Source organism: Hahella sp. HN01, assembly GCF_018986435.1.
In the GTDB taxonomy this organism is placed as follows: Bacteria; Pseudomonadota; Gammaproteobacteria; order Pseudomonadales; family Oleiphilaceae; genus Hahella.
In genome coordinates, this window is record NZ_JAHMIN010000010.1 from 109,451 (window position 1) to 134,127 (window position 24,677).

The 24,677-nt window shown below is 53.7% G+C and carries 26 protein-coding genes; 13 read left to right on the top strand and 13 right to left on the bottom strand.

Annotated features, from left to right (window positions below; all coding sequences use genetic code 11):
* Positions 1–11 precede the first annotated feature (11 nt).
* Positions 12–191 (bottom strand): hypothetical protein, encoded by a 180-nt coding sequence (locus KP814_RS11835; protein ID WP_127973212.1) that lies wholly within the window; start codon positions 189–191, stop codon positions 12–14.
* Between the two features lie 353 nt (positions 192–544).
* A complete protein-coding gene (locus tag KP814_RS11840) occupies positions 545–1,288 on the bottom strand; it encodes a hypothetical protein (RefSeq protein WP_216736964.1) in 744 nt (247 codons plus the stop codon).
* A 196-nt stretch (positions 1,289–1,484) separates the two neighbouring features.
* On the opposite strand from KP814_RS11840, the gene KP814_RS11845 reads away from it, so the two are divergent.
* Both KP814_RS11845 and KP814_RS11850 read left to right on the top strand, forming a co-directional pair.
* Positions 1,485–2,042, top strand: coding sequence for a MarR family winged helix-turn-helix transcriptional regulator (locus KP814_RS11845; RefSeq protein WP_216736965.1), 558 nt, complete (start codon positions 1,485–1,487; stop codon positions 2,040–2,042).
* Positions 2,043–2,108: 66 nt separating this feature from the next.
* Positions 2,109–3,245 (top strand): glycerate kinase, encoded by a 1,137-nt coding sequence (locus tag KP814_RS11850; RefSeq protein ID WP_216736966.1) that lies wholly within the window; start codon positions 2,109–2,111, stop codon positions 3,243–3,245.
* A 7-nt stretch (positions 3,246–3,252) separates the two neighbouring features.
* Here KP814_RS11850 and KP814_RS11855 read toward each other — a convergent pair whose 3' ends face one another.
* Positions 3,253–3,867, bottom strand: coding sequence for an FMN-dependent NADH-azoreductase (locus KP814_RS11855; RefSeq protein WP_216736967.1), 615 nt, complete (start codon positions 3,865–3,867; stop codon positions 3,253–3,255).
* A gap of 138 nt (positions 3,868–4,005) precedes the next feature.
* Between KP814_RS11855 and KP814_RS11860 the strand changes: the two genes are divergently transcribed.
* Entirely contained in the window at positions 4,006–4,995 is a 990-nt protein-coding gene (locus KP814_RS11860) for a LysR family transcriptional regulator (protein WP_216736968.1), read from the top strand.
* Here KP814_RS11860 and KP814_RS11865 read toward each other — a convergent pair.
* A complete protein-coding gene (locus KP814_RS11865) occupies positions 4,955–5,812 on the bottom strand; it encodes a LysR substrate-binding domain-containing protein (protein ID WP_216736969.1) in 858 nt (285 codons plus the stop codon). The genes KP814_RS11860 and KP814_RS11865 overlap by 41 nt on opposite strands.
* A 106-nt stretch (positions 5,813–5,918) precedes the next feature.
* Here KP814_RS11865 and KP814_RS11870 point away from each other — a divergent pair, with 106 nt between their 5' ends.
* A complete protein-coding gene (locus KP814_RS11870) occupies positions 5,919–6,122 on the top strand; it encodes an RSP_7527 family protein (protein ID WP_216736970.1) in 204 nt (67 codons plus the stop codon).
* Here KP814_RS11870 and KP814_RS11875 read toward each other — a convergent pair.
* Entirely contained in the window at positions 6,087–6,578 is a 492-nt protein-coding gene (locus KP814_RS11875; protein WP_127973204.1) for a hypothetical protein, read from the bottom strand. The two genes, KP814_RS11870 and KP814_RS11875, sit on opposite strands and share 36 nt — an antisense overlap.
* 165 nt (positions 6,579–6,743) lie before the next feature.
* Here KP814_RS11875 and KP814_RS11880 point away from each other — a divergent pair, with 165 nt between their 5' ends.
* Together KP814_RS11880 and KP814_RS11885 are read left to right on the top strand one after the other, a co-directional pair.
* Positions 6,744–7,037, top strand: a complete 294-nt coding sequence (locus tag KP814_RS11880; protein ID WP_216736971.1) for a hypothetical protein — start codon at positions 6,744–6,746, stop codon at positions 7,035–7,037.
* 26 nt (positions 7,038–7,063) lie between these two features.
* A complete protein-coding gene (locus tag KP814_RS11885) occupies positions 7,064–8,011 on the top strand; it encodes an exo-alpha-sialidase (RefSeq protein ID WP_216736972.1) in 948 nt (315 codons plus the stop codon).
* Here KP814_RS11885 and KP814_RS33150 read toward each other — a convergent pair whose 3' ends face one another.
* A complete protein-coding gene (locus KP814_RS33150; protein WP_216736973.1) occupies positions 8,012–9,022 on the bottom strand; it encodes a GTP-binding protein in 1,011 nt (336 codons plus the stop codon).
* A 110-nt stretch (positions 9,023–9,132) separates the two neighbouring features.
* Entirely contained in the window at positions 9,133–10,119 is a 987-nt protein-coding gene (locus tag KP814_RS11895) for an AraC family transcriptional regulator (protein WP_216736974.1), read from the bottom strand.
* A 196-nt stretch (positions 10,120–10,315) separates the two neighbouring features.
* Here KP814_RS11895 and KP814_RS11900 point away from each other — a divergent pair, with 196 nt between their 5' ends.
* Entirely contained in the window at positions 10,316–12,355 is a 2,040-nt protein-coding gene (locus tag KP814_RS11900) for a TonB-dependent receptor domain-containing protein (RefSeq protein ID WP_216736975.1), read from the top strand.
* A gap of 124 nt (positions 12,356–12,479) precedes the next feature.
* Positions 12,480–12,767: a DUF2218 domain-containing protein gene (locus KP814_RS11905; protein ID WP_216736976.1), complete on the top strand. Its 288-nt coding sequence runs from the start codon at positions 12,480–12,482 to the stop codon at positions 12,765–12,767.
* 192 nt (positions 12,768–12,959) lie between these two features.
* Here KP814_RS11905 and trxA read toward each other — a convergent pair whose 3' ends face one another.
* From trxA to KP814_RS11920, 3 genes are all read right to left on the bottom strand, one after another.
* Positions 12,960–13,286: a thioredoxin gene (gene trxA, locus KP814_RS11910; RefSeq protein WP_216736977.1), complete on the bottom strand. Its 327-nt coding sequence runs from the start codon at positions 13,284–13,286 to the stop codon at positions 12,960–12,962.
* A 132-nt stretch (positions 13,287–13,418) separates the two neighbouring features.
* Positions 13,419–15,062, bottom strand: a complete 1,644-nt coding sequence (locus KP814_RS11915; RefSeq protein ID WP_216736978.1) for a PAS domain S-box protein — start codon at positions 15,060–15,062, stop codon at positions 13,419–13,421.
* An 85-nt stretch (positions 15,063–15,147) separates the two neighbouring features.
* A complete protein-coding gene (locus KP814_RS11920; protein ID WP_216736979.1) occupies positions 15,148–16,038 on the bottom strand; it encodes a DMT family transporter in 891 nt (296 codons plus the stop codon).
* 195 nt (positions 16,039–16,233) lie between these two features.
* On the opposite strand from KP814_RS11920, the gene KP814_RS11925 reads away from it, so the two are divergent.
* The 3 genes from KP814_RS11925 (at position 16,234) to KP814_RS11935 (ending at position 19,021) form a co-directional block, all read left to right on the top strand.
* Positions 16,234–16,575, top strand: a complete 342-nt coding sequence (locus KP814_RS11925; protein ID WP_216736980.1) for a GFA family protein — start codon at positions 16,234–16,236, stop codon at positions 16,573–16,575.
* Positions 16,576–16,599: 24 nt separating this feature from the next.
* Positions 16,600–16,995 (top strand): hypothetical protein, encoded by a 396-nt coding sequence (locus KP814_RS11930; protein ID WP_216736981.1) that lies wholly within the window; start codon positions 16,600–16,602, stop codon positions 16,993–16,995.
* Between the two features lie 148 nt (positions 16,996–17,143).
* Positions 17,144–19,021 carry a hypothetical protein gene (locus tag KP814_RS11935; protein ID WP_216736982.1) on the top strand — a complete coding sequence of 626 codons (1,878 nt, stop codon included), beginning with the start codon at positions 17,144–17,146 and terminating at the stop codon, positions 19,019–19,021.
* A gap of 50 nt (positions 19,022–19,071) precedes the next feature.
* Here KP814_RS11935 and KP814_RS11940 read toward each other — a convergent pair whose 3' ends face one another.
* Positions 19,072–20,415, bottom strand: a complete 1,344-nt coding sequence (locus KP814_RS11940; RefSeq protein ID WP_279505867.1) for a diguanylate cyclase — start codon at positions 20,413–20,415, stop codon at positions 19,072–19,074.
* 233 nt (positions 20,416–20,648) lie between these two features.
* Here KP814_RS11940 and KP814_RS11945 point away from each other — a divergent pair, with 233 nt between their 5' ends.
* Positions 20,649–21,299: a DUF3885 domain-containing protein gene (locus KP814_RS11945; RefSeq protein ID WP_216736983.1), complete on the top strand. Its 651-nt coding sequence runs from the start codon at positions 20,649–20,651 to the stop codon at positions 21,297–21,299.
* Positions 21,300–21,314: 15 nt separating this feature from the next.
* Here KP814_RS11945 and KP814_RS11950 read toward each other — a convergent pair whose 3' ends face one another.
* Positions 21,315–21,641 carry a hypothetical protein gene (locus KP814_RS11950; RefSeq protein WP_216736984.1) on the bottom strand — a complete coding sequence of 109 codons (327 nt, stop codon included), beginning with the start codon at positions 21,639–21,641 and terminating at the stop codon, positions 21,315–21,317.
* Positions 21,642–21,839: 198 nt separating this feature from the next.
* On the opposite strand from KP814_RS11950, the gene KP814_RS11955 reads away from it, so the two are divergent.
* On the top strand, positions 21,840–23,846 hold the full coding sequence (locus KP814_RS11955) for a calcineurin-like phosphoesterase C-terminal domain-containing protein (RefSeq protein WP_216736985.1): 2,007 nt from the start codon (positions 21,840–21,842) through the stop codon (positions 23,844–23,846).
* Positions 23,847–23,914: 68 nt separating this feature from the next.
* Here KP814_RS11955 and KP814_RS11960 read toward each other — a convergent pair whose 3' ends face one another.
* Positions 23,915–24,589 carry a hypothetical protein gene (locus KP814_RS11960; RefSeq protein ID WP_216736986.1) on the bottom strand — a complete coding sequence of 225 codons (675 nt, stop codon included), beginning with the start codon at positions 24,587–24,589 and terminating at the stop codon, positions 23,915–23,917.
* Positions 24,590–24,677: the final 88 nt, after the last annotated feature.

Genomic DNA, 24,677 nt, shown 5'->3' on the forward strand with positions numbered 1-24,677 from the left:
GCTGGAGAGCGTTACTCGTTCTCCACTTTCGCCCTGACGGCCTGGATTTCATCCAGTTTGACTTTCAGTATGGCCTCCAGCTTGATGAGCTTTTCAAGCGTGTCGACGTCTTTTTGCCGTTCATACAGTTGCGTGAAGGTGCGGGTGATTTCATTGAGAATCGGATGCAGCTTTTCGAACTCCTCAGCCATGGCGTGTCCTCCTACATTCTGAATAGACACCTGATACAGTTTCGTACCCAATACTAATTTTATAGAAGCAGAACCCCGCTTTCGCCAGCTTGACGCGACTATGCGCCATCACGCAAGGAACGCCGTGTTTATGCATACAGGAGGGCGTTAGCACGGCGAAAGCCCGCAGGAGACAAGGCCTGGAGCGCCAAGACCTTGTCGTTTGTTGGACCATCGAAGGGGGGCTGTCCGCCGGATTAACTTACTTTCACTATTCTCACTATTTTCATAATGCTCATACCGGCGTTATTCACCCACCCGCATGTTTCACATGCCTGTACATTTAACATGTCTGTACGTTTAGAATGCCCTGGCTACTTCGGAGCGTAAGTCGCCGGCAGGCTTAAATCGCCGGAGGCTACATCCCATACATTGGTCACGCACAATAATGGATTGTGTACGTTGACGTTGACCCGCAGGGCGGCGGTGACGCCGTCATACTGAAATGCTTCCGGGAAACCCATGTCTTTGAGTGGAACCCGTGCACGAACCTGCTCTCCCTTCAGCTCCGGCTCATAACCTGGGCTATCGATAAACAACGGCAGTCCAGGCCAGGTCGCAGGCAGGTCGGGGTGCGCGCCTGCGGGAATGTCCTTTACCTTTAACGCGCCAGGGCCGCATTGTTCATCCGGCGTCAGCACCACCCAGTGGCTATGCCAGAGATCGCCGTCATTATCGAACTTGCCGTCGGCGTTCTCGTCAAATTTTGGTGTGTCGTCAAAGTCGGGATGTGCGGTTAGCACGAAGGCGAGAATGCCCTGGTCCGCTGCAAACCCCACTGCGCTGCTGTTCAGAGAGGTCGGCCAGACATAGCTGAACACATCGCTGCCGGCCAACTGTCCGATAGCGTTGGGCTTAAGCGCGCCTGCGCCATCGCGAACGCGGTGTTCAAAGACAGCGTAGGGGCCCTCGCGATAAACGCGGGTTTGAATCAGATCGAACTGCGCCTTCACTGCGTTATTAGCGGCGGACTCGATTTTCGTGTCGGAAGGCGTATGGGCGCAGGCGCCAACGGAGAGCGCCAGAGCGCTGCAAGCAAGTAATCGGGACGTAAACATAAAAACCTCTTTTGGTATCGATTCGAAACATAATTAATTTATCTTTTTATAAAGTTTCGAGTCAATACTATGCCGAAGCCTATGGCGCCTAATTGTTCTTATCACCTTGATAGAAATTGCATATCAGATGGCTGATCAGAAAGTTCGCATCATCGGGACGGTTGTGATTACAGTGTTGTGTCGATAGTATTTGCGGATGCCTGATAATCTTATTTTTGAATTCATCGAACGTATCGGTTACGTCATCCGCACAGAGTGGCGCAAGGCGTTGCTGGAGTACGATCTGCAGCCGGTGCATCTGGATGTGCTGCGTTATTTGGCGGCCTGCAACCGCTATTCGGATACGCCGCAAGGCGTTGCGGAATATCTGGAAATCACCAAAGGCACGATCTCCCAGAGCATCAAGCAGCTTGAGACCAAAGGCTTTGTAGAAAAGCAGGCGGACGCCTCGGATCGGCGCATGGTGCACCTGCATCTGACGGAAAAGGCGCAAGCGCTGCTGGATAAACTGACGCCTCCACCTGGGTTCGACGACGCCATGCGCAATTTCTCCGGACAAGAGGAAGCCGCCTTGCTCGGGAACCTGCGCGATATCCTGGCGCAATGGCAGATAGCGCGGAAACGGCAGCGCTTTGGCGTTTGTCATACCTGTCGACACTATCAGTCCGGCGGTGCGGGCACGGGACAATGCGGGCTGACGGGGGAAGGGCTGTCTGCGGAAGACTCGCAAAAAATCTGCCGTGAGTTTACCTGACCCTTTAGCCCTGGCATGAGAATAGCTAGGCTTAGTCGGTCACCTTTTCTTATGCGGAAACAAATAATGAAAGTTCTGATTGCTCCAGACTCGTTCAAAGAATGCCTGTCTTCCCGGGAAGTCGGCGCCGCTATCATGGAGGGCGTACTTCGCGCCGCGCCTCACGCTCATTGCGAAGCGATACAAATCTCCGATGGCGGCGAAGGCTTTGTCGCGGCGATTCTCGCCAATAAGGGCGGGCATGAGCGCTACGTGACGGTGCGTAACCCCTTGGGAGAGCCGGTAACCGCCATGTGGGGGCTGTTGGAGGATGGCGCCACGGCGGTGATAGAAGTCGCCGCAGCCACAGGCATGCATTTATTGGCGCGAGAGCAGCGTAATCCTTTTCTGGCGGGCAGCTGGGGCAGCGGTGAAGTCATTCGCGATGCCCTGGACGCCGGCGCCAGACGTTTCATGATCGGACTCGGCGGCAGCGCCAGCAATGACGGCGGAGTCGGGATGTTGATGGCGTTGGGGCTGCGCGCCCTCAATGCTGAGGGTGAATTAATCGCTCCCTGCGCGCAGGGTTTAAGGGATCTGGTCACGCTGGACTACAGTGGGCTGGACCCGCGCTTGCGCGAATGTGACATCACCATCGCGCTGGATGTGGACAATCCCCTGTGCGGGGAACAGGGCGCGTCGGCGGTTTTTGGTCCGCAAAAAGGCGCTACGTCCGCTGACGTGCAGGAACTCGATCGCTTGTTGTCCCATTGGCTGGCGTTGAATGAGCAGATGCTGGGACGGGAGTTGGGGGCAATACCCGGTGGCGGCGCGGCGGGAGGATTAGGGATGGCGTTTGTTGGCGTGCTTGGCGCTCAAGGACGCAAGGGCATTGATTTGGTGCTGGAGCTCAGTGGATTTGATGAAAAGCTAAAGGGAGCGGATCTGGTGTTTACCGGAGAAGGCTGTATGGACAGTCAAAGTCTGCGAGGCAAAGCGCCACTGGGCGTGGCGCAGAGAGCTCAAAGAGCCGGCGCGCCCACCATTGCGCTGGTTGGCGCGCTTTTGGGCGATGCCACGGCGGCGCGAACAATGGGATTGACCGCTGTCTTTCCCATTGCGCCGGGAGTGGTCACTCTGGACCAGGCCCTGGCGGATGCCGCCGTCAACCTGCGTCGCAGCGCGGAAAATGCGACAGCCTGCTTCCTTGCTGGACGAGGCTGACGAACTCTTAAGCGGCGGCCACTTCCGTGGCTGCGGCGATTTGCTGTTGCGCGTCGGCCAGAATGGACTCCGGATCAACCATGATGCGGTCGGCGTTGATAAAGGTCACATCCTTGATGCCGATGAAGCCCAGCACCTGACGCATATAGGCGGACACAAAGTCTGCCGCGCTGTTGACGGGCGTGCCGCCGGTGACAGCCACTACATACGCCTTTTTATTTTCCAGCAGTCCAACAGGGCCTTGCTCGGTATAACGGAAAGTCACCTGCGCCCGGCAGATCTGGTCGATATAGGCTTTCAACGTGGCGGGGACGCTGAAGTTATACATAGGGGCGGCGATAATCAGCGTGTCGGCCGCCTGTAACTCCTCGATCAGGCTGTCTGACAGCGCCAGCGCCTGGTTTTGCGCTTCAGTGCGCTGATCCGCCGGGGTGTAGCTGGCGCCGATCCACTCTTCCGTGACGAAAGGCAATCCGCCGGATACATCGCGGGAAACCACTTCCGCGCCAGGATTGGCGGCCACCAGTTGCTCGGTAAGTTGTTGCGCAAGCTTGCGGCTCATTGAACTTTCCGCACGGGCGCTGCTGTCGATTTTCAGAATGCGAGTGTTTGACTGGTTCATGGATTATCTCCTGAAAGTTTGGCTGTCGTTTAGATGGGCTCACTATATTTGTTGAGATAAAAGGGATAAACATGGCTGAAGGGAAAATTCTGTTGCTAAAATAAGAACAATTAAGCGAGACATAGTTGGAGGGAACGCATGAGTCGTTTTGAGGAAATGCAGATCTTCGCCAAAGTGGTGGAGACTGGCAGCATCACCCGCGCAGCGCAGGTTCTGGACATCGCCAAGTCAGCGGTGAGTCGCCGTCTGGCGGAACTGGAATCCCGTCTGGGCGTGCAGTTGCTGGTGCGAACGACCCGCAAGTTGACCCTGACCGAAACAGGGCGCAGTTATTACGAGCGCTGTTTGCGACTGTTGGAGGATCTGGCGGAACTGGAAGAGGCGGTGACCAGCGAGCACAAGTCCCTCAGCGGCAAGCTAAAGATCGCCGCGCCGTTCACGTTCGGGATGATGCACTTGGGCTGCGTTTTCAATGACTTCATGCAAATGCACCCGAACCTGAATTTCGACATCAATTTTAATGACCGTCAGGTCGACATCGTGCAGGAAGGGTATGACCTGGCGATTCGTATCGGACGCCTGGTGGATTCCACTTTGATCGCCCGCCCGATCTGCAAAATACACACGGTGATCTGCGCTAGTCCCGCTTATCTGGAGAAGTTCGGCGAGCCCAAAACCCCGGAAGAATTAACGCAGCATCGTGTGATTCATTACTCCAATCTGCCCAACAGCATCTGGCGCTTCTGGAACAGCAAGGGCGAATGCATCGAGGTGAGTGTGAATCCCTGGCTGCAGGCGAACGCCGGCGATTATTTACGGCAGGCGGCGGTCAACGGCTACGGGATCATGACGCAGCCTAATTTCATTTTGTACAAGGAAATCGCCAGCGGCGCCCTGAAGCCCATACTGACGGAATACCAACTGGTGGAATCGAACGCGTATCTGATTTATCCCCATACCCGCCATCTTTCTCACCGGGTGCGCACCTTTGTGGATTACGTTCTGGAGCGCTTCAAAGGGACGCCTTATTGGGATCAGCCTCTGAATGAGTTCTGCGAAAACGCGGGCTGTCCGTCGCCCTCCGACTTCAAGCCGCGACCGGAGGACGGGGCGCCAGCCATGAAATAAAGAACTCGGCCAGCCTTGAGCTGCCGCGGGTTTGCGCCACGACAAAAATTTCCGGCAGCTCGGGGAGTCCTTCCTCTGGTCCCACCACCCGGGTTCCCGGTTGCAACGCATGCTGGGTGCGGGCGCTGACCGCCAGATTGCCTCGCACCGCCGACATCAACGCGTTGAGGTTGTTGGTGGTGTACGCTTCCTGCCACACAATGCCGGCGGCCTTTAGCGCCTTTTCACTGATTGAGCGGAACTGGCAGGGCGTGGTGAAGTTGGCCATGCGCAAAGGGACGCTGGGATCAAACTGATACTTGTCCGACGCCACCCAGACCATCTTCGCTTTACTGAGGACTAACTCGTCCGCAGAAGGGTCCTGAGTCAGGCGAATAATGCAGTCAAACTCCTCCTGCTCGAATGCGTTATGCAAATGCATGCTGGATGCGGAGCGCACGTTAAGTTTTATCAGCGGATACTGCATGGCGAACTTGGACAGCTCATTGGTCAGGTCTCCGTCCACTAAAGAGCGGGAAATGCCGATGGTCAGCTCGCCTTCAAACTGCACGCCCTGAATGGCTTTCAATGCTTCGTTCTGCAGATCCAGAATTTTGCGGGCGTAGATCATCATGGTTTCGCCTTCTGGCGTCAGCTCTTTACGCCGTCCCACCGTTCGGAACAAGGCGACGCCGAGGCGCTCCTCCAGACGGCTGAGTTGCATGCTGACGGTGGATTGGGTTTTGAACAGGCGTTCGCTGGCGCGCAGCACGCCGCCGCTGTCCACAACGGTGACGAAGGTTTGCACTAATTCCGTGGAAATATCAGGTAGCTTCATATATCAAATATCTTGAACTATATGATCATGAAATATTGATTTTTATGAATCATAGAACGAACTAAGATGAAATAAAAGTTCAGTACAGATCCAAGAGGTTATGAGTATGAAAGCACTGACAATGGCGGAAGTGTTCCTGATGACGGAAACCGCTCGGGAAGACCCCGCGAAGCAAGCCCGTACAGTGGACTATCGAATAGAAGAGGATGGAAGCATCGATTATCGCTACTACATCAATCGGGCTCACGAGATGCGAGCGGAGTATGCGAATTCTTTAGTGCGTAAGCTGTGGAGGAAGCTGCGTGGTTGAGCTGAGTTTCCAGTCTACGGGAACGTCTTCCATCGCCAGTCTGCCGTCTTTGTCGCTGGAATAGCGGATTTTGACAGCGCCGCCTTCCACGACAAAGCGGATCGGCCACTTAACGATTTTTCCTTCCTGACCGTACTCAACTGGCGATGAAGCCAGCGCTTTTTGCAAAGGTTGTCCGCAGGCGTCAAAGGACGCAGGGGGACTGAACAGAGAAATGCTTTCTATCCTGTCCGGCCAGCCGCTTACATGAAGATACAGCTCGTAGACGTTATCGCCGACTTTCTGGCTTTCCAGTAATTCGTAAATATTGCCGAACAGACACTCCTGCGAAGCCGCGTTACCGCGACTGTTAGCTTTGAAATACAAAGCGAGTCCCATCGCCGGCAATATTATCGCCAGCGCAGCAATTAATTTTGAATAGTTCGAAATCCCCATGCCTTCATCATGCGCCTTCACCGACTAGCGCTCGTATGTTAGCAGAAAGAATTAGGATGAGGCGTTTCCTCCGCATTAAACTGGGTTAACCTTTGACGTAGTATTGAGCATGAGCTTTCGGCCTGATGGCCGCTCCTATGGCGCCTTACTGCTGGCGTATATTCTGTAGAGGTTTGACCTGGCGTTATGGATTTATTGAGAGTGTTATTGTCGCTGGCGTTATTCGTCGGCGCGGTGATCGGCGTTGTAAGTCAGTTCACCCAGGGTTTTAATGGGTGGATACTGGCGGCATCCATCGCGGGATTTATCCTCGCTCATTATGTCTGGCCAAGTAAAAAGCATCGCCACAGCGATAGCGGCTGGCTGGACGCACTGGATTGGCTGGAGTTCATTATCGACATCGGTTTTGAACTGGTCATTCTGCCTTTCCGTCTCATTCGCATGCTGTTTCGCGATGGCGATGCCGGCATCGATTTGTAGGAAAGCTTCACAAGAGGTGGTCGACCATGCAGGAAGCCTTTGTTTTCGATGTTAACGATGGGAAGCAATATCATGCTGCGACCATTCAGGACGTAGAAGACGGCTTATTGCTCGCTTGCTTTGCGGGCCCTAGGGAAGGATCGCAGAAAACGGGGATTTGGGGAGCTGAGTACCGTGACGGACGCTGGCGCAATCAGCGCCTCCTGGTTGATCCCCTGCAGCCAAGCGGACGCCGCTACCCCCTATGGAATCCTGTTTTCTCAAGGTCTGGCGACGGTCGCATACTGTTGTACTATCAAGTGGGCCCGAGTCCTTCCCGCTGGTGGGGCGCCTATATCGAATCTGTGGATGAAGGCGCTACCTGGTCGCAGCCGCGATTGCTTGATAGCGGTAGAGTTGGGCCGGTGCGCGGGCGTCCAGTCATTTTGCCCTCCGGCGTCATGCTTATCCCAACCAGCACAGAAAATGAGGCGTGGCGAATCTGCTTTGAGCGCAGTGAAGACAGGGGAGAAACCTGGAGCGCGCATGGGCCAAGGGCCTCGTCTTTGTCGGCGATTCAGCCCGTATTGCTGATTCATGGGCAGGCTATTCAGAGCCTTTGCCGTACGACGGAAGGCTTTCTGGGTGAATGCTGGTCGTTTGATGAAGGTGTAAGCTGGACTGATTTGCGCCTGACGCAAATACCTGCGCCGGACGCCGCCATTGATGTGGTGCGCGCCAACGACGGTCAGTTTCTACTGTTGCATAACTCCGGCGCGGCTGGTCGCGCTGTGCTGATCATGTCCGCCTCGACAGACGGCGAGCAATGGCGACCTGTTCATGTGCTCGAAAACGGCGAGGGAGAATTCTCATACCCGTCTGCCTGCGTGACTCGCTGCGGCGATCTCCATATCGCTTATACATGGCGGCGCGAGACGATCAAACATGTGTCCTTCACCGCAGAGGAGTTGCGCGGCCTGCTGGACGCGGTTTGATTAAGTCGTCGTCTCGCTGACCAGAATCTCTTTTAGAAGCTTTTCCAAGCTTTCTACCAGCAGAGGCTGACTGTCGATCACTTCGATACGGCTGTCCGGCGCTTCGGTGACGGTATAAACGGTAACGCCTCCGTTCTCCGCATTGATCACCGCTGCGCCTTCCGATGTGCGAAATACGCCTTTGCAGCGCTCTACATTCAGGGAGTAGACGAGATTCAGCACTTCTTTCATATCGAAACGGTATTTGGGTGAGAAAACCCAGCCGCAACTGAAATAACCATCGCCGCGATTTTCCTTGCGTACGATATCCTCTTGAGGGGCGAGAGCAATGTCGATAAATGGCAGCTTGCTTTCCGGCGACGCAGGAATGCTATAGTCGCTGGGGGTGGCGGAGCGCCCCAGCCAATCCGGGTTCACGCGACCATGATTGACCCAGCCAATGGCGTCCTCATGCAAGTCGGGTCTGGCGGCCTTAACCCATTCATAAAACACCCGCTTATCTTCGTCTGAGCATAAGTCGGTTTTGTTGGCGATCAGGATGTCGGCGACCAGAACCTGCTTCCTGAAATTCTCATTCTCGTTATAACGTGGGTCTGTGATCTTTCTTGGGTCCAGCAGGGTCAGGGTCGCTTGAATACTGACGATGTCCCGGTAGTGCTCGCCGTTAAGCGTCGCGATAATTTCATCGGGATGCCCAAGTCCGGTCGGTTCGATCAGCAAGCGGTCCGGCTTGCGCGCCAGCAGCATGTTCAGGCCAATTTGCATTGGCAGCCCGTTCACGCAACACATACAGCCGCCAGGGACTTCTTTCACCAGTGCGCCCTTGTTGGAAAGAATGGCGCCGTCTATGCCGACTTCACCGAACTCATTTACTAAAACCGCCCAGGTCTCGTTGGCGGGTTTTTGGTCCAGAAGGTGAAGAATGGCGGTGGTTTTTCCGGCTCCGAGAAAGCCGGTGATAATACTGGTGGGGATTCTGTTAGGCACTGCGTTCTGTTCTTTGGTTGGCATTATGCGAGTCCCTTTGCGTCGTCGGTCCGTGGAAACGGGTGTTATGTTATAACAAGTCTTTCCCTTGGACCAGACGCAATGAACTTACAATGGCTCCGTTCGAGGAAGCTCTACAGCTCTCCGGGAGTGGCGCCGAAGGCGCGCTTAAACGCGGTGACGAAATTGGAAGGATGGCGATAACCGGCTCTGTAAGCGGCTTCGCCAATGCTAAGTTCTTTTTTCAACAATGCATCGCGGGCCGCCTCCAGTTTTCGTTGGCGCACGTATTCGAATACGGTGCGTCCGTAAGCGAGCTTGAAGCGACGCTGTAAGGTGCTGACGCTCATGCCCACGGCGGCGGCGGTCTCTTCCAGCGAATCAATAGTCTCCAGATGCGCCTCAATAAACTCCCTGGCGGTTGCAATGCGGCGGCTTTCCTGGGGCTTCAGGGCGTCAGCGGTTTCTGCGCGGGGCTTGCTGATATGCTTCGGCAGCATCAACATGCCGTCGCTGAGTAGTTCCATAGCGCGGCTTTCAATATAAAGGCTCAAGAGTAGACGATTCAGGGGAGGGGGATTGAGAATCTGCTCCGCCAGTCCAATCAAGCGGGCGGACGCTGGCCATTTTGCGAACGTCACCTCCTCTCCAAACAGTTCCTCCAGATCAAGAGCCGTGCCGCCTTCCTCCAGACTGCGACATTCCAGCCATTCGCGACTGACGGAGATATTCACCTTGGTGAGGCAGCGATTGGCGCGCAGTCTGCGGTGGAAGGTTTGCTGGTTGGGAATGCATAAGGCGAAACATTCCGGACCTGCGCCCCCGGCTTCAAAGCTGGCGTCGCCCAAAGCGAAATCCAGCTTGCCCCTGAGTATGACCGATAAGGTCAGTTTAGCCGGTAGCTCCATGCTGGTGGACAGCGTTTGCAGCTCTTTGAGGTCACTAAGGTGCACGGAAAGACCGGACGGATAACTGGTCAGCGCGAAGCGTCCTTCCATGATGGCGTCTTTACGATGGGACTCTGAATACTCGACCTGCTGCCGGTAGCCGGCGTCGTTTGCCAGTCTGATCAGCTCGTCCGCGTTAATGCGCGGGGCGGTTGACTGAGCCGCGTTTGCCATTTGGCGATACCTCATAACGTTTCGACGATTTTGCATAAGCATTGAGCCTTAATCGCAGCTCATGTTAACGATAATATAATTGATAATAATTCTCATTAATATATCCCGGCGTCTAATGATCGCATCTGGACGGCTTTTTGTCGTCTGGGGCGTTATTGCGCGTCGATCCGGCTGGTTCTTAATTAGAGGTATTGAAATGTCCTTTCATGTTGTCCGAAGGTTAGCGCGTTCCGCCCAAGTTCCTTTTCCTCCCGCCAAGCTGCCGCTTGCATTGCGCTGTGCGTCTTTGGCTGTCGCCCTGGCGCCAGTGGCTGGCGTAGCTCAGGCGGAGGAGAGCACCAATCTGGCGCCGGTGACAGTTTGGGGGACGGAGGTATCCAGCTCGTCCGTGTATCTGGGTGAAGAAGACATTTCCATCAAACAGGCGGACCACCTCAGCGACCTGTTACGAGACCAGCCCGGCGTAGAAGTAGGCGGCACTCACTCCGTCAACCAGCGCATCAACATTCGCGGCCTGGACGACACTGACCTGGACATCCGTATCGACGGCGCCAGCCAAAGCAATTTCATGTACCACCACATGGGCAATCTGCTGATCAACGCAGATATTTTGAAGGCGGTGGATATTCAGGTGGGGGCTAACTCCATCGTTCACGGAGGATTAGGCGGCGGCGTCAAATTTGAAACCAAAGATGCGAAAGACCTGTTGAAGCCAGGCCACGACTTCGGCGGCAGAGTCTCTTTCTCACATTTCACCAATGACGCCACACAGGGTTCTCTGACCGGTTACGGAAAATTGGGCGACAGCTTTGACTTCCTGGCCTATATGCTGGTGAACGACAGAGACAATCCGAAAGATGGCGATGGCGTGGAAAACGTCGGCAATGACGGCAAAATCAAAGACCACCTGATCAAGCTGGGTTATGACATCGGAGAGTATGATCGTCTGGAGTTCGGCTATGGCGCATATCGGGACGAGGGCGATTACACCTACCGTCCGGATATGGGACCGGCCACAAACACCAATATTCCTGGTAGCTCATTGCCCTATCCAACGGAATATAACCGTGACACTTACACTCTGAACTACGACATGGATCGCGGCGATATGCTGAATTTGCGTCTGAGTCTGTCTCACAATGTACTGGACTTAAGGCGGGATGAATCCATCGTATCCGGCGGCATCATTGAAGGCGAGGCGATCAACTCAGGGGCGAACGCTACAGCGCAGACGTTGACCGAAGCGTTCGGTCTGGAGCACTTGTTCACCTATGGCTCCGATATCCTGCGTCAACAGGGTATTTCCAATAAAGATGGGGAACAGTTGACTAAAGAGAAGGCGCTGAATATTGCTGTGTTTGCGGAAGATCGCGCCACTTTCGATAGCGGCCTCGCTATTACGCCTGGCGTCAGAGTAGATCGTTATAACCTTGATTCCGTGAATGCGGATAAAACTTACACGGAAGTGTCTGGCGCGCTGGCTGTAGAAATGCCTGTAACGGATGCGTTAAGTATTCGCGCCTCCACGACTCAGACGTTTAAAGGGCCTGAGTTGTCTGAGATCTTCAATAACGCAGGTGGAGTAAAAACGCCTAATCCAGACATTAGACCTGAAGACGGTCATAACGAAGAGTTTGGCGTTAACTATTTCAAGCCTGACGTATGGGGGGCTAAGTCTATCGCCGGTGGCGTGACTTTATACCGCACTAAGATCCATGATGTGATTCAGGCGTCTGAAACTGTCGACATGGATGAAAATGTGGGAACCGCCGTTATCGATGGTTATGAAGCCAGCTTTAAGTATTCATTGACGGACCTCTCCTTGATGCTGACCTATGCCTCCATGGACTCGGAAGTGCGTCGTCATGATGGTTCAACTACGCCGCTGGATCGAGAAGTTGGAGACACAATAGGCGTTATCGTAACTTACTATGTACCTCGTGCTGATTTGACGTTTGACTGGAACGCGCAATTCGTATCCGAGGAAGACAACGTAGCTGAAGGCTCAGAAAATAAAGACGGCTACCAAGTACATAATGTGTCCATGCAATGGCTGCCGAAAGGACAGCTTGATGGTGTGGCGGTGACCTTTGGTATTGAAAACCTGTTTGATGAGCTATACACCGCTCACGCTTCACGCACTGGCAGAACCAATCACCCTGTCTTTGGCGAATTGCTGTTGAACGACTACGAGCCAGGCCGTAACTACAAATTGACGCTGGCGTATTCGTTCTAATGCTTGTGTAACAAGGACGCTTGTCAGTGATTCCGGCCTCGGATAGTTTGCGATGAATTTTGGAAACTAAGCCCGGGGCCGTTGGCTCTCTGCATAGAGGCCTTAACATAAAAAGGAAACACCAATGCTTAAATCTGTCGCGACAGTACCTACAGACTCTGCGAGCCTGTACCTCAACAAACTGTGCAAACACTTTCGCCATAAAGTGCCGGCGGAATGGGATGATCATGAAGGTCGGGTGCAGTTCAAGCCCGGTACTTGCGTGATGAAAGCCGATCAGGCGACGCTGGAAATGGTTTGCGAGGCGGAGAACGAGGAAGCGCTTGGCGTGGTTCAATATATTCTGGACGATCACCTGGTTCGCTTCGCACGCAAGGAAGAGATCCAGATTAACTGGCGTCGCGTCGATTAAACCGTCAACTGTCTTAGCTGTATTACGCGTTCGTCCGACGTCTTCCGGGCGGCGCGTTTTTTCGTTTGTGGCGACGTGTTTTTAGCGCAGGCGCAAGACGTCGCCAAGACGTGATGGCGGAAAAGCGTGGCGAATAAAAAAATGGTGAATAGATAAAAAAGGAGCAACAGGGCGTTGCTCCAAGAGGGGGTACTAAATCGCTTGCGCAACAAAGTTCTTTAACTGCGCCATACCCACGGCGCCGCTGTGGTTGGCTACGGCCTTGCCATCCTTGAAGACAATCAGAGTCGGAATGCTGCGAATGCCCATCGCGCTGGCGATCGCCTGATTGTCATCCACATTGACTTTGACGACCTGAATATCGTCCGCCATCTCTTCCGCTAACTCGTCCAGCACTGGCGCAATCGCCCGGCATGGCCCGCACCATTCAGCCCAAAAATCCACTAATACAGGCTTGTCTGAATTGATGACGGCGTCTTTAAAATCTGCATCTGAAATGTGCTTTACGAATGCGCTCATGGCTCACCTCGAATCTGAAATTGTGTAACTGAGGCAATAATGGGGGTGAAACGCAAACAGGACTAATTGACCTTTTATATGGCGCTGATTAGTAAAGGTGATGATGGCTTGGGTTGGGGGCAGGGCGCTTGCTTAAGGTTTAAAGTGCGCCGCCAGCTCTTTTAGTCTTGCGCCCAATTGATGCAGGTTGCGCACAGTTTCCTCCACCTGTCGGATGCCGCTGACATTGCCCTGACTCGCTTCTCTGATGCTCTCTATCGCCTGGGCGATTTGATCCATGCCGCTGATTTGTTGCTGACTGGTGGCGGCGATCTGAATCGCCATCTGGCTTGAGGTTGTGGCGTTGTCCATGAGCGCCTTGATCGCTTCACCACTGAACTGCGCCCGCTGGGTTCCAATCGCGACCGCTTTGTGGCCTTGCTCCGCAACTAATACAGTTTTGTTCATCGCCTTCTGAATATCCGTCAGAATGGCGCGTACCTGTTTGGTTGCGACTTTGGATTGCTCAGCCAGGGATTTAACCTCCTGCGCCACGACGGAGAAACCTCGCCCGACTTCCCCTGCTTTAACCGCTTCAATGGAGGCGTTCACGCCCAGCAGGTTCGACTGTTCCGCCAGATCGTTCACCGCGGCGACCACATCGCCGATGGTCTGGGTTTGATCACACAGCTGCGTAATGCTTTCGCCAATACCTTCCATTTGGGTGCGGATTTGTTGCATTCCCTGCAGCGTGTCATTCACCGCGGCGTGCCCCTCCTTGGCGACTTTACGGGTTTGCTCGGCGCTTTCGACGACCGTCTTGGCTTTACTGCCCGCCATTAATGCCGTCTGTTTGACTTCTTCAACCGTGGCGGCGATCTCGCTGATGGCGGTGGCGGTATCCTGGCTGCTAGTCACCGCCTGATTGACGGAGCACATGATTTCATCGTTGGCGGTTGAAAGTACGGAAATGACATCGTGCAACTCTTTGCGCAGTCGGGTGGCCTTTTCATCCGCCAGCTTGCGCTCGGAGATGTCAAAAATGCTCGCTAGCACCATAGGGCCTTCTTCAGACGCCATGGAATTCAAGCCAATCTCGACAGGAAACTCAGTCCCGTCTCGTTTGCGTCCGTACAGCTCTCGACCGGCTCCCATGCTGCGGGCGCTGGGATAGGCGAAAAAGGAATTGATAAAGCTGGCGTGGCGACTGCGAAAACGCTCTGGAATGAGAAAGTCGACTGGCTTACCAATCACTTCATCCCTGGAGTAGCCGAATATCTTTTCCATTTGCGCATTCACCAACGTCACCTCGCCCTGTCTGTTGACGACCACAATGGCGTTGGGCGCGGACTCGATGACCTGGCGAAAACGCTCCTCCGCGCGTTTGCGTTCAGTGATGTCGATAATGCTGGCCATCGCCAGCATCTTGCCTCCTGAGGGAATTGGCGTCAGGCCGATTTCAATAGGGAACTCCGCGCCGTCTTTGCGCATGCCGAACAGGTCGCGCCCGGAGCCCATTGCGCGACGCTCAGGATGTGCAAAAAAGCTGTTGCGTTGTGCGGGGTGAGCGTTACGGAAACGATGAGGAACCAGTATCTCAACCGGCTGGCCAATCAGTTCCCTGCGTGAATAACCAAAGCCGAGCTCAGTTTGCGCATTCACCATTTGAATGAGACCGTCCTGGTCGATCAGTATGATGGCGTTGGGTGCGTACTCCACTACATTGTGCAACGTCTCCCGCTCCGCTTTGCCACGAAACAGGCCCGCTTTGAACTGCTCCCATAGAGTGTTCTTCATACGCATATTCCCAGCGACTATTCCTTTCCTCTAAGCAAGAATAGACAAGTTTTGCAGGAGTCGTTGGCATATACGTGATATCAGGTTAGGTTTTTGTGGCGCCAATGCGAACCGGCTTTTTGCTTGGGCGCATGGACAGAAAAATACCTGATACCGTTATGATGATGGCTAGCAACGCTTGCAGGTCCTGAGCCTCATCCAGAAACCCCCAGGCCATTAGGCTGGCTGAAATGGGCGTGGTCATGCCGATGATGTTATGCAGGGTCGGGCTCAATTTCATGGAAGACAGATTGTTCAGAAAATTGGGCAAAAAGGTGGCGAGCAGTCCCAAACCGACAATCAATATCAGATTTTGCTGAGTCACTTTTGCTTCTCCTGGCTGAAGAAGCAGGCATGGCAATAAGAGCGCGACGCCAAGTACGAGGGTCAGATTGTTGATGTTGGCGGCGTTAACGACTCTCCCCTGATTTACTCTGCGCCATAGGGAAAAAGAAAACACGGCTCGCAAAAATGCGGCGCCCAAACCAAGGGCAGAGCCAAGGAGTATATCGCTGATGGCGTAACCTTCCGCAGCATAGTCTTTGCCGTAGAAATAGAACGCCAGGCCGGCAAAGGCGATAAGAAAACCGATGAGTTCGTTCTGATTGAATTCACTCTGCAGGAACAAACGCAGAAGAAAAGTAAACAACGGCGCGAGAGCGATCAACAGCGCAGCGACGGCGACAGGAGCGTAATAGAAAGAGAATGTCGCCAGCACATAATAAAGCGTCATCATCAACGCCAATGGGAATTCCTGCGCTTGATAGGCAGAAGGCCCACTACGCCTGAAAGAATGCGCTTTTAGTAATACTGCGCCGAAAATGAAAGCAACTAAAAAGCGTCCCCAGATGATATGGAAAACGCTCATGCCATCAATGAACTTAACGAAAATCCCTGTCGACGCCCATAAAGTAGCGCATAGAAAGCTGTATAACATCCTGTTTGCCTATCGTTATTTTCCTGCTTCTTCTCTGGTAAAAGGCTTGCTGATGGGGACAATAATGCGACGCTTTTATCTGGCTATGAGCTTGTGGGGAAAGTGATTTTCACCGAAGCTAATCGAGGAAACCGGAAATATGCGCCGCCCGTTTGCAGCTGTTCTTATTGTTATTATTTTTCAAGGGATTAGTAAATGGAAATAACCTGCCATTGCGGCAACATAAAGCTATCAGTTGAAAATCCGCCGGCCGAAGTTGGTAAGTGCAATTGTTCTATTTGTCGCAGGTATGCCGCTTTATGGGGATACTATTCCCCTGAAGAAGTAAATATTGCATATGAGAAAGAAAAATCTGTCTTTTATATATGGGGAGACAGGGAAGTGGAGTTCCATCGCTGCAATCTCTGCGGATGCGTCACCCACTATGTCACGACGCCTAAATGCCCGGATAAGGTCGTGGCGGTTAATATGAACATGGCTCCTTTGGAGGTGCTTGCAGCTATTTCTGTGCGCGAGATTGATGGAGCCAATTACTAGTCATTTATGAGTATGGATGTGAGTGTGGATAAAGATAAAAAGGTTACTTTTGACGTCATTGAAAGTGAGCATAGCGAGGGACTGGAAATCGTTGGCGTTCACTATGATTTACAGTATTTACGGGTCGATTTGGCGTCGTCGACGCTGGATGGCCGGATCAGCATGACTTTTGAGCAGCCTACGGGATTCAGGGTGCTTGATGAGGGAGATCTGCTGGAGTTCTGGGGAAGTCTCACTTCAAAGCAGGGATGGGCGTTCAGGATTCACGCCGGCGGCTGGTTGGAGCAGGAATCGCAGCGGTCGGGGTTTGTGTCACAGCATCATGAAGGGTTGCAGGAGTATCTGATCATTGGCGAAAACGACTGTATCAGCGTCCTGTCGCAGGCTTATCCGACCATTGTGTTTCCCGACGTCGCCTAGCGGCGTTGTTTTCCCTGTGTGGGCGCGCGTTATTGGGTGGACGATTTTTGTTTATCCAAAGCGCCTGGGCTCGGAATATAATAGGGCGAATTAATACAACAAAAACCAACTACACCTCTTACTACATCCCTGACTTAAGGATTAACGAATGGCATTTGATTATGGCTCCATCGACCTGGGGCTGAAAAATCCTTTCAAACTCGAAGGCGCCGTGACGGCGGGCAGAGGCGCGATTCAGGTTTTGGTCGCTCTTTATCTTCTTGTGACGGCGGCGAGTGTGGTCAAAGACGACGCCGCTTCAGGCTGGATTCTGATGGCCTTTGGCGTGCTCGTTCTGAGCATGGGCGTCATCGCCTTATCTTCGGGCGTCTATGCGATGCTGCGTTATTTTGTCGGGCGTAATCACCCTACCTCGCTGGCGGTAAATCAGAGTAAATCCCAGGCCAGTACGGCGCAGGAAGAACGGACCTACGTGGGCTATGACCATCGGCAGCTGGAAGAAATGCTGATGGGGCGCAAGAACATCACCTTTGTGGAGCCGAAAGGCTTGCTGGCGCGCTTGATTCACAGCCTTGTTCCCAAGCTGCTATTTATGCCGTATCCAGTCAGGAATATGTCGCAGCGTCTGTTTGGCGCCTGGGTGAATACCGCAGTGATGCTGGTCGCCTACGCGTTTGTCGCATTTGTGTCTCTCGCCGGTTTTGCGGGAGAGGCGGGAGAGTTGGCCTTTCCCGTGTATACGGCGTTATTGATGGCCTATTTGTTGTTCACCTGGAGAGCTGCTGGTAAACCTCTGGACCGCAAAGCGGAGAAGCAGGTTGAATCGCTGGGCGGCGGTTCTCTCGCCAAGGTGATTGCGCTCTCGTTCATTATTCCATTGATCGTCGGTCTGGCGTTGTCCTGGGCCATGTCACAGTGGAAAATCTCGCGGACGGACGTTGAAGGCTGGCTGGCGCAACTGCCTGACCTGCACGCTGGGCCTTATATTGTCGGCACATTGCTGATCGCCGCCGCCTGCAGTGTGATCGTATTGCTGATGTTGAAACGGCGCCTGAGTAGCGCTGAGCCTGTCGCCGAAGTGTCCGAGCTGCGGGAGAACTGGCAGGAGTCGGTCCATCCCAAGGAAATTTTCATCAATCTCGATAACCTTGTCATGGCCAATCGCCGTTACAAAGAGGTCCCGAACCGTGTATACCGCGAACTTGACCCAAAACTGGACGAGCAGGTGGATGGCAAAGGCGGCTTCAAAGGAGAAATGATTCAGGAAGTGCAGCCTAAGGTCAGAGCCCTGGAACTGGGTGAGCTCTTCAAAAAGCTGCGAGTAGCGGCGTTGTTGGTGGGAAATATCCTGTTTATCGCAGCGACTGTGTACACGTTGATGCTGGCGTATGCGTTGGTGGATCTATATGCCTTTACTGCGCAGTCGGGCATCTCTTCATTGAAAGAAATATGGGGAACGCCGCGTTTTGAGGAATGGGCGGGGCTGCTGATGAGTTGCGCGCATATGTTTCTGATCGGCTTTCTGCTCAAGTCTTTCGCCAAATTGCTCAGTGGCGCGGCGCACTTGTTTTTCGCTGAAATCCAGTTTGAATCGCTGCTGGTCTACTTCAAGTGCGAAGGCACTTTTACTGAGTCGAAAATCTCCACTGGAACAGGCATTCACGACAGCACCCGTTCGGAGAATACTCTGGTGCGCTGCAGCATTACGCCATGGGTGATTGTCTCGCGCATCGTTTCGACCACTTTCGCCGCCACTGGGATGAGAAACCTGGAGCATCCCAGACATATTCTGGAGATGCATCGGGATGACGAGCAGTTGCAGGAGATTAAACACGACGTGGTGGCGTTCTTGAAAGACAGGGAGTCCATTGCGGCGATCACCAGCGCAAGAGATCTAGGCAACGCGTCGCAGATTCATCAGCTTAATCAGCAAACCCGGGCTATCCCCACCCAGCAAACCCTGGCTCATGATGAAGAGGCGGCTGGCTATCTCAGACAGGAATCGCAGCGGGACGATTCGCATTAGCCGTCAGGCGAGGAAAGGCCGCCATCTGCGGCGGCCTGGTTGATGTCTCTTCAATGAACCTGGGAGCAGCTCAGGCTGCAAACCTGGTTGCGGCCATTGTTCTTGGCCTTGTATAGCAGCTCATCCGCCACGGCCAGCATGTGTTCGAAGTGTTCGCCGTTGGTTTCATCACAGATGCCGAAGCTCATGGTGACGGTCAAACCTTCTGCCGTCTGCTCCCATGGGTGCTGCTCAATGGCTTTGCGGATTCTCTCCATCATTTCCATCGCGGCTTTAGGGGAGGTGTTGGGCAGCGCCAGCACCATTTCCTCACCGCCGTATCGGGCTACGATGTCGCTGTTGCGGATGCTGTTCATGAGGATTTTCGACACCTGTTTCAGCACTTCGTCGCCAATGACATGGGAATAACCGTCATTGATGCGTTTGAAAAAGTCGATGTCTCCCAGCACCAGACAAAAGCCGTTACCGTAGCGCAACGCGTTGGCGTGAAGCACTTTGACTTCTTCATTGAAAAAGCGGCGATTATAAAGCCCGGTGAGTTCATCGCGGATACTGAGTTCTCTTAGCTGTTCCGCCTGTTTCGCGACTTTGTTGCGAGAGTCCTCCAGGTTTTTGTAAGCCTCATGCAACTGGGTGTTCATCAGGTTGAACGCCTTCGCCAGAGCGCCGACTTCGTCTTCGGATTTGACCGGCACCTGCTGCTTGAAGTCGCCCTCCGCCATGCGGTTCACCGCGGATGTCAGATGGTTAAGCGTACGCACGAGGCGGCTTCCCTCCCAGATTCCAAATGGAATGATGAATACGATGGCGCCTAATGCGGAGAAGAACAGCGTTTCCCTCAGCGTATGCAAATAGGCGAGATCGGCTGCCGACAGATCTGGTTCGCCGCTGGAAAGCGCATAGGCCACAAGGCGGCCTTTCAACCACAGAGAATCGGCGCCTGACAGCTCCTCTTCTGTGAGCTTCTGACCAATTTTATAGTCCTTGCCTCCATGCAGAATATGGCCCTGGGTGTCCGTCAGTACGAAGGCGAAGGGGCGTTCATCCGATGCATTGGCGTCAGGGCGTTGCATCGGCGGGGGCAGCCCGGAGAAGTAGGGCGCATCTCCCTGGCCTTGTGGCCTCATAGGTGGAGGATTGCGAGGCTTACGATGTAATTTGCGACTATTTTCTTCCGCTATGGCGAAACGCAGCGCGTCTTTTTCCGTGTCCCAGGAATTGTTCTCCCGGATATAGCGTTCAATGGCGGCTTGAAAGCGCCCATAATGCGCGTCCTTGGCATGCTCGACGAATTCGTGCTCCACCATAATCGGCGTCATAATGGCGATGATGATTACGACTAGCAGACTGGTGGAAATCAGGGCCAAAACGAGTTTTGCTTTTAATGAGGTCACGGCGCTCTCAACAAGTGGACGTGGTAAATTATTGTAGCCTTTCTTGAATAGGTGTTCCTACTTATTATAGCCCAGCGTGATAACGCTGCTCAGGTATGGCCAAAAAGTATAAGGCCAGCCTGGCGCCAGCTGTTTTAGCATGTGGCGCTTAAAGATTAAGTGCCGTCTGAGGTGAATTTTTTCTATGTTCCCGAAGGTCTGTGAAGTGAGAAAGGGTTTGAAAGAGAGTGCAAATGGAAAACTCAGTGTGCCGCTATCTTCAAAATAACTTCAAGGGGCTCGAGTTGGCGTCCCCCTTGTTTTACAGGTGGCCTATTGGAGTCCGGTTCGAGATCGGGTCGCCGGAAGCCGGTGTCTGGCGCGATTTTGAAAACGGCGTTTTGAATACCCTTTATTTTGAAAATGCCCTACTACGAGCGGTATCTATCTGTAATGCGGTCTTTTCAGAATCCGACGACGTGGACGTTGTATATGAAATTCTTGGCCATCGTCGCCGTAAAATAAAAATGAAGAGTTATGTTTTACGCCAGATAAATGATTCGGCGCGCAAGCATGTAACCTTTGCATCGAGAAAGGTGGATGGCGCTAGAGGCCAATATCGGAAAATCGCGTATGTGACTGGAGCAACCTCCAAAGAAGTGAACTATGCAAACCTGTTTTTATCCATTGTGAACACGGATTTTCCTCAACGGAAACCGTCGTTGCGTGGGCGCTGTTATTTCGTGAACCGAACAAAAGGTATGATCCTTCATTTGTACGATGATCGTGGCCTGGATGTCATTGCGACAAATCGTAGCGCTCTGAGAGAAGTATACGTTCGCTGTAACGATTGGATTCTGGATCAGGACAAGCCGAGAATCGACGCGCTGTTCCTGAATGAGTAGCCACACGCTTAAGCGCTAGTCCGCCTGCAATAGTCGCTTAGTTTGCAGCCTTCCATCCGAAAACTCACACTGACAGGCCACCCGGAAGAACGGCGCTTGATGGTTCAGGATGCTTAACTTGTCTGACGCGGCGCCGTCGCGCATTACAATGAATCCCTTGGCCTCGGCTTCTTGAATGACGGTCTCCATTAACGCGCCTTGCGGGAGGTCCTCGCAAAATGTCTGGATTGAATGCTCCAGTCCCCATCGCAGGGCGATAACGGCGCCGATCAACGCCGCTATGATGGCGAGGGGGATAATGATTTCCCTGAACAGTTGAGACAGAAAGCCAGACATTCTCATAAGCTGAAATATCCTCTAACCAGCGTCTTAACCTGCTTGCTGAAGCACGCAATCGGGCTATCGTCCAGCCCATCCACCATTAATTTGATCCCTGCAAAATAACTTTTACAAACATGACCTTATAACGTCACTTTGCACTTTTACGATGTACACTCCTTAGCTCAAGACAAAGGAATTCATGCAACAAAAGGAGGCATTGTGAAAACCATAACCCCATTCATTATAGGCGTGAGCGCGGCGTTCGCCGGGCTGGCTGATGCGGCGCCGACGGTGTCAGCGGACGCTTTCAACGGGTTGGGCGGACGCCCGGAATTGTATCGTGGCGGAGTGGAAGTAATTCCCTCCGACAACGGTGAGGTCACACGGGAATTTGCGGAAGGTCGGGTTTTTGAAGATCGTAACCGTAACGGCAAGCTGGATCGTGGCGAGCGCGGATTGCCACGGGTGCGGGTGTCCAACGGATATGATGTGGCGCTGACGGACTATCGCGGTTATTACAAATTACCCGCGAAATCCCGCGGCCTGAATGCATTCACCCTGTTCGTCACCAAGCCGGCCGGTTTCGATTTGCCGGTCAACGAAGACAACGTCCCGCAGTTTTCCTATCACCATATTCCCAACGGTTCGCCGGAGCTGCGCTTTGGCGGGTTGCCAGCCAGCGGACCGCAGCCGAAGGCGGTGAATTTCCCCATGGTGCGGGGCCCTTATAAGAAACACTTCAAAATTGCCGTATCCGGCGACACGCAGCCCTATTCCAACAACGAAGTTGGTTACGTGCGCGACTCTCTGGCCGCAGAGCTGGCGGCGAGGCAGGATCTGGAACTGGTGATGATTGAAGGCGACATCATTGGCGATGATCTGGGTCTATACCCCCGTCTGAAAAAGACGATGAGCATAGCTGGCGTGCCGGTCTATCTGACGCCGGGCAACCATGATATCGACAATGACGCCACCAGCGATAAGCACAGCCTGGATACGTTCAAGCGCGAGTGGGGACCCGCCTACTACTCCTTTGAAGTCGGCGACGTGCATTTTGTCGTGCTGGATAATGTACGCTATCCCTGCACGCCCGAGTCGGACAATGCTGACGGCAAACATGACTATTGCGACAATCCGGCGACTGCTCCCACCTATAACGGCGTCATTGATGAAGCGCAGGTGGAGTGGCTGACCAACGATATCGCCGCGACGTCGGAACATAAGTTGATCGTGCTGAACATGCATATTCCGTTGGTGTCGTTTTCGGATATGGGCTCCACCAAGCATCAGACGGATAACGTCGCCTGGCTGTATGAGTTGTTGCAGGGGCGTCCCGCGCTGGCGCTGGCGGGGCATACGCATAACCTGGAAAACATCGTCGCCGGCGAGTTCTATCAGGGATGGGACGAAGCGGTGGGGGCGGGTCCCACGCCAATCCCGCACATTATTACCGGCGCTACGGCGGGCTCATGGTGGTCCGGCGACTTTGACGATAACAACCTGCCGATGTCCATCCAGCGCATGGGAGCGCCGCGTGGATATATGCTCTTTGAGTTTAAGGGATCGCAGTTCACCAGTACTTTCAAAGCCGCCGGCAAGGACCCACAGGAGCAAATGTCCGTGGACTTCCTGTCGCCGACCTTTTTGAACTGGTATCAGTCTCTGAAAGAGTGGGCGTTGACGCCCGAAGGCTCCCGTTCGCCGACGCCGCCCTTGAATCTTAATGATTTACCGGACACCAGCATTTTGACCGACGCTGATTTCGCTGGCGGCGTCAGTGCGATCATCAATGTGTGGAACGGCTCCAAAAATACGCAGGTGTGGACGCATATCGACGATGGTCCTCTGGTTGAAGCCGTGCGTACTCAGAGTGGGACCGGTGAAGGCAAGAGCAATAGCCTCGATCCTTTCGCCCTGAAGAAGCAGATGTATGTGTATCGCTATGCCGCCAAGAGTGAATCAGGAGAAGAGCGGGCGCAGGGGTTTGAGTTGTTTAACGGCTCCCGTTTTGGCGTCGCCGATCCGCAACCCTCCGGCGCGTCCATGTGGACGGAATCCTCTAATCATATCTGGACTGTTGCTATTCCCGCGGACCTGGAGCAAGGCTCGCACTATTTGAGAGTCATCGTGAGTAACGGCGAGGGTCAGATCTACACCAGCGTAAAAGCCTTTGAAGTGATGGACGAGCGGCCGGCGCCGTATTTCCGCAAGGAAGTGTTTGAGTAGACTTACATCAAGCTGTTAGCGCCACTGCCGGAGTTGGACTCCGACAGTGGCGTGGGTCAGGTTGGCCTTTATACGACCTGTGCGCCTCGTTTACGCAATCCCGCCATACCTATCCACATCAGACCGCCGATAAACAGACTCTGGAATAGAGCGGGCTCCGCCACGATCGTCACGCCGCCGTTATTGACGGTCGCTGCAATAGGATTGCCGAGAGAATTTCCCAGTGAGTTGACGACCACGGAAAAATAGCTGAATCCCGACGACAGGGCGGTGAAACTGAGAGACGCGAGCAGAAAGGAATTGTCCTGATGGGCGTCCAGATCCGCAGGAATATCCAGAGACAGATCGAACAGGTTCAGTTCCCCGGGCGCGAGAAGTTCGGCTGACATGGGATTCAAACCAAGCCCCAGAACATCCAACTGGCCGTGTGGGTCCAGCGCGACGCTGTCCATCACGCCATTGCCGTCCGCGTCGGTGGCGTCGATAGCGACGGCGCCGGGATCAAAGCTTAAATTGAGGTCAAAGGTGGATAACGACGGCGCGCCGCCGGGCGCCAGACCGTTGATGGAAATATCGACAGTAAACAGCTGGCCCGGGAGTACTGTGGAGGTGGAAGGCAGAACGGTAATGACTGCGGCCTGGGCCTGCGTGCCGCAAAACACCGCTATGCCGAAAGTTAATAGAAACGACGCCAGAACGCTTTTCAACACATGTACGATAGACAACAACCGAGAGGTGGACATAGAAGTTCTCCCTGTGGGGTTGAGGCCGGAGCGGGCGGCTTGCGCCGTCGCTCCGGTTTCCGGTTAGTGCTTGTGAGTGAATATAAAC

Bases quoted from the DNA above. Each gene is read 5' to 3' on its own strand.
- KP814_RS11835 (WP_127973212.1), bottom strand. From the start codon at position 191: ATGGCTGAGGAGTTCGAAAAGCTGCATCCGATTCTCAATGAAATCACC.
- KP814_RS11840 (WP_216736964.1), bottom strand. From the start codon at position 1,288: ATGTTTACGTCCCGATTACTTGCTTGCAGCGCTCTGGCGCTCTCCGTT.
- KP814_RS11845 (WP_216736965.1), top strand. From the start codon at position 1,485: ATGCCTGATAATCTTATTTTTGAATTCATCGAACGTATCGGTTACGTC.
- KP814_RS11850 (WP_216736966.1), top strand. From the start codon at position 2,109: ATGAAAGTTCTGATTGCTCCAGACTCGTTCAAAGAATGCCTGTCTTCC.
- KP814_RS11855 (WP_216736967.1), bottom strand. From the start codon at position 3,867: ATGAACCAGTCAAACACTCGCATTCTGAAAATCGACAGCAGCGCCCGT.
- KP814_RS11860 (WP_216736968.1), top strand. From the start codon at position 4,006: ATGAGTCGTTTTGAGGAAATGCAGATCTTCGCCAAAGTGGTGGAGACT.
- KP814_RS11865 (WP_216736969.1), bottom strand. From the start codon at position 5,812: ATGAAGCTACCTGATATTTCCACGGAATTAGTGCAAACCTTCGTCACC.
- KP814_RS11870 (WP_216736970.1), top strand. From the start codon at position 5,919: ATGAAAGCACTGACAATGGCGGAAGTGTTCCTGATGACGGAAACCGCT.
- KP814_RS11880 (WP_216736971.1), top strand. From the start codon at position 6,744: ATGGATTTATTGAGAGTGTTATTGTCGCTGGCGTTATTCGTCGGCGCG.
- KP814_RS11885 (WP_216736972.1), top strand. From the start codon at position 7,064: ATGCAGGAAGCCTTTGTTTTCGATGTTAACGATGGGAAGCAATATCAT.
- KP814_RS33150 (WP_216736973.1), bottom strand. From the start codon at position 9,022: ATGCCAACCAAAGAACAGAACGCAGTGCCTAACAGAATCCCCACCAGT.
- KP814_RS11895 (WP_216736974.1), bottom strand. From the start codon at position 10,119: ATGGCAAACGCGGCTCAGTCAACCGCCCCGCGCATTAACGCGGACGAG.
- KP814_RS11900 (WP_216736975.1), top strand. From the start codon at position 10,316: ATGTCCTTTCATGTTGTCCGAAGGTTAGCGCGTTCCGCCCAAGTTCCT.
- KP814_RS11905 (WP_216736976.1), top strand. From the start codon at position 12,480: ATGCTTAAATCTGTCGCGACAGTACCTACAGACTCTGCGAGCCTGTAC.
- trxA (WP_216736977.1), bottom strand. From the start codon at position 13,286: ATGAGCGCATTCGTAAAGCACATTTCAGATGCAGATTTTAAAGACGCC.
- KP814_RS11915 (WP_216736978.1), bottom strand. From the start codon at position 15,062: ATGAAGAACACTCTATGGGAGCAGTTCAAAGCGGGCCTGTTTCGTGGC.
- KP814_RS11920 (WP_216736979.1), bottom strand. From the start codon at position 16,038: ATGTTATACAGCTTTCTATGCGCTACTTTATGGGCGTCGACAGGGATT.
- KP814_RS11925 (WP_216736980.1), top strand. From the start codon at position 16,234: ATGGAAATAACCTGCCATTGCGGCAACATAAAGCTATCAGTTGAAAAT.
- KP814_RS11935 (WP_216736982.1), top strand. From the start codon at position 17,144: ATGGCATTTGATTATGGCTCCATCGACCTGGGGCTGAAAAATCCTTTC.
- KP814_RS11945 (WP_216736983.1), top strand. From the start codon at position 20,649: ATGGAAAACTCAGTGTGCCGCTATCTTCAAAATAACTTCAAGGGGCTC.
- KP814_RS11950 (WP_216736984.1), bottom strand. From the start codon at position 21,641: ATGAGAATGTCTGGCTTTCTGTCTCAACTGTTCAGGGAAATCATTATC.
- KP814_RS11960 (WP_216736986.1), bottom strand. From the start codon at position 24,589: ATGTCCACCTCTCGGTTGTTGTCTATCGTACATGTGTTGAAAAGCGTT.